This is a genomic window from Promineifilum sp. (SeqCode), from assembly GCF_041918635.1.
Classification (GTDB): Bacteria; Chloroflexota; Anaerolineae; order Promineifilales; family Promineifilaceae; genus Promineifilum.
This window is the reverse complement of record NZ_JAYRVJ010000300.1, coordinates 1-3,418: the sequence shown is the minus strand read 5'-3', so window position 1 is coordinate 3,418 and position 3,418 is coordinate 1. Positions and strand designations below refer to the sequence as shown.

General features: G+C 65.6%; 3 protein-coding genes. All 3 read left to right on the top strand.

From position 1 onward, the window contains the following. On the top strand, window positions 1–547 hold a 547-nt coding region (locus ACE3UY_RS09765), incomplete at its 5' end, for an ABC transporter ATP-binding protein (protein WP_374687353.1). 75 nt (window positions 548–622) lie between these two features. After that, window positions 623–2,509 (top strand): COG1361 S-layer family protein, encoded by a 1,887-nt coding sequence (locus ACE3UY_RS09760; RefSeq protein ID WP_374687352.1) that lies wholly within the window; start codon window positions 623–625, stop codon window positions 2,507–2,509. A gap of 103 nt (window positions 2,510–2,612) precedes the next feature. Further along, on the top strand, window positions 2,613–3,418 hold an 806-nt coding region (locus ACE3UY_RS09755; RefSeq protein ID WP_374687351.1), incomplete at its 3' end, for an ABC transporter permease.

Here is a 3,418-nt window from a genome sequence, read left to right as displayed (position 1 = left end):
TCTGCTGGGCGGGCTGGATCGGCCAACGGCCGGGCGTATCGTCGTCGGCGGCGACGCGCTGGAGGAACTGGACGAGAACGCGCTGGCCGCCTATCGGCAACAGGTGGTCGGCTTCATCTTTCAGTCCTTTAACCTGATCCCCAGCCTGAGCGCCTGGGAGAACGTCGCCTTTCCGATGCGCTTCGCCGGCATCGGCCGGCGCGAGCGGCGCGAGCGGGCCGACGCCCTGCTGGAGCGCGTCGGCCTGGCTGACCGCCGGCAACACCGCCCGTCAGAACTATCGGGCGGCCAGCAGCAGCGCGTGGCTATTGCCCGCTCGCTGGTCAACGAGCCGCGGCTGGTGCTGGCCGACGAGCCGACGGGCAACCTGGACACGGCCAGCGGCCAGAGTATCATGGAACTGCTCTCCGAGTTGCACCGCGACGGCCGTACCATCGTCGTCGTCACCCACGACCCGCGCATGGCCGCCTACACCACGCACCAGGTCTTTCTGCTCGACGGGTGCACCGTCAGCGGCGATAAATATCATGCGGTAACCGGTTTGTAGGCACGCGATTCATCGCCATGCTTCACTAAAGCGCAAGGCGATTTGGCAAATCGCCCTGCATCAAGAATGAAATTTATGAATAGCAGAGTTATTCGCAGCACAAAAGCCATCCTGGCGGCCCTGGCAGCCGTTGTGTTCCTGTTGGCGTTCGTTCTGATGGCCCCGGCCAGCCAGGCGCAACAGGCAACCGACACCCCGTCACCGACGCCCTCGTCAACGGTTACTCGCCCACCCGCGCCTGGCCCCCTGACCGTGTCATCGATCCAACCCAGTACCGTGCCCAACGATCGCGACGTGGAGATCGTCGTGACGGGCGGCGGCTTCGTCAATGGCTCGGTGGTCATCCTGTCCAACTACGGCGGCCTGGAAACGACGTACGTCAGCGCCAGCGTGCTGCGGGCAACGGTGGTCGCCGGCATCTCCACCGGGCAGTACGATGTACAAGTGGTCAACCCCGACGCGGCTACGGCCGTGCTGCCGGGCGCATTGACGGTCGTTGTCCCGGCCGGATTCACGGCCACGCCGGAGCCGAGCGCAACGCCCGCGCCCACTGCCTTCGTGCGCCCGCTGCTGGTCGTCCAGTCCTATGGGGCCAGTTCGGCGCAGGTCACGCCCGGCCAGAACCTCGACTTCGAGATGACCCTGGTCAACGCCGGACAGGCCACGGCCAGCAACATCCTGGCGACGTTCGTCAGCGGCGACTTCGTGCCGCGCGACACGGGCGGCGTGCGCGCCGTGGGCACGCTAACGCCCGGTCAGCCGGCGCGCTTCTGGCAGCCGCTTTTCGCCACGGCCGACTTGCGCGGCAAGGCGACCGCCATCCTGAAAGTCACCACCACCTACACCGACGTCAACGGCCAGAGCTATGAGTCGAGCTTCGACCTGAGCTTCCCCGTGGTGCCCCAGGGCGGCGGCGGGGCGGCAGCCACGGCCACGCCCACCGCCACCGCCACTATCACGCCGACGGCCAGCCCCCGCCCCCGCCCGCAACTGCTCGTCTCCGCCTACGAGACCGATCCCGACCCACTGGAGCCGGGCCAGCGATTCACGCTCACCCTGGAAGTAGAGAACCAAGGCGAAGCCAACGCGCGCAACGTGAGCCTGGTGCTGGGCGGCAGCGACGCCGGCAGCATCAGCGGCACACCGGAGTCGGGCGGTGGGGTATCGGGTGGGGGCGGCCAGTTTGGCGAGTTCGCCCCCATCGGTTCGTCCAACGTCAGCCGGCTGGGCGAGCTGGCCGTTGGCGAAAGCCGCGAGGCAAGCCAACAACTGATCGTCAATACGTCCACCGAGCCGGGCGCTTACCCGGTCAGAGTCTCGTTCGTCTACAACGACAACACCGGCGCGAGCTTCGTGGACGATCAGGTCATCACCCTGCTCGTCTTGCAGCGCCCCCAGGTGGAGATGGGCTTCTACACGACGGCTCCGACGCTCTTTGCCGGGGAGCCGGGCAGCCTGCCGCTGCAAGTGGTCAACACCGGCCGCAACTCGGTCGTCTTCGGCAACTTCAGCGTCGCCGCGCCGAATAGCGAACTCACCAACAACGCCATCTTCGTCGGCGCGCTGGAGCCGGGCGGTTTCTTCCCGCTCGACGCGCTGATCACGCCGTTCGAGCCGGGGCCGCTGGAGTTAACCCTCAGCATCAACTATACCAACGACTTCAACCAGCCGGACGTGATCACCAACACACTGACCGTCGAGGTGCTGGAGTCGATCCCGGTGGAACCGGTCGATCCGGGCCTTGACCCGGGCAGCGGCGTGGAAGGCGAAGTCCCCGCCGAGGGCAACGGCTCCAATGAGAGCCTGGGGCAGCGCATCTGGCGCTTCATCCTGGGCCTGTTCGGGCTGGGCAGCGCCCCGGCCGGCGATGAACAGCCGGTCGAAGGGTTTCCTGTTGAGGAGGTCCCCGTCGAAGAGTTCCCTATCGAGGAAGCGCCCGTAGAAGCACCGGTGGAGCCATGAAGAGGAACACAGAGAAGAGTTATTCTTCCTCAGTGTCTCTCTGTGTTCCTCTTAAGAGGCCACAATGAAACTACTGGATTTGTTGTCCCTCATCATATCTAATTTGTCGCGACGTAAGGGGCGCGTGGCCCTGACAGCCATCGGCGTCATCATCGGCACGGCGGCTGTCGTGCTGCTGGTCTCGCTCGGCGTCGGCTTGCAGCGCAACGCCGAATCGCAACTGGGCAACATCGGCGACCTGACGCGCATTACCGTCTACCCGACATATTCAGAGGCGATGATGGTGGGACCCGGCGGAGTGGTGGCCGAAGGGATGCCGGAGCAACAAGCCCCGCTCAACAATGACGCCCTGGCCGCTTTCGCCGCCATCCCCGGCGTCACGGCTGTCATCCCTCAGGACTACTTCCAGGGCGGCATGACGATGAAGGTCGGCCGGCTGGAGGGGGGCGGCTCGCTCATCGGCGCGGGGGCGGATGACCTGACCGCGCTCGGCGTGCAACTCGAGCAGGGCTCACTCGAATTGATGCGCGGTACGGTCATCGTCGGCTCACAGGTCGCTAACAACTTCTGGGACCCGCGCGCCCGTCCCGGCCAGGAGCCACCGGCGCCGCCCAATCTGTACGATCAGACACTCGTCATCGAGTTGATGAAATGGACGGAAGACGGCACAGAGGTGCGCAAGACGGTGCGCGCTAAGGTGGCGGGGGTACTGGCGGAGATGGGGGACGAGCCGGACTGGTCAGTCTATTTGCCGCTGAGCGAGTTGGAGGGGTTCAATACCTGGGCCAGCGGCCAGCGCATCGACCGCAACAAGACCGGCTACAACACGGTCATCGTGAAGGTCAACAGCGTGGATGAAGTGCTGGACGTGGCCGACCAGATCACAACCCTCGGCTTCCAGGCCTACAC

Coding starts and splice junctions, on each gene's coding strand:
- ACE3UY_RS09760 (WP_374687352.1), top strand. CDS start 623: ATGAATAGCAGAGTTATTCGCAGCACAAAAGCCATCCTGGCGGCCCTG.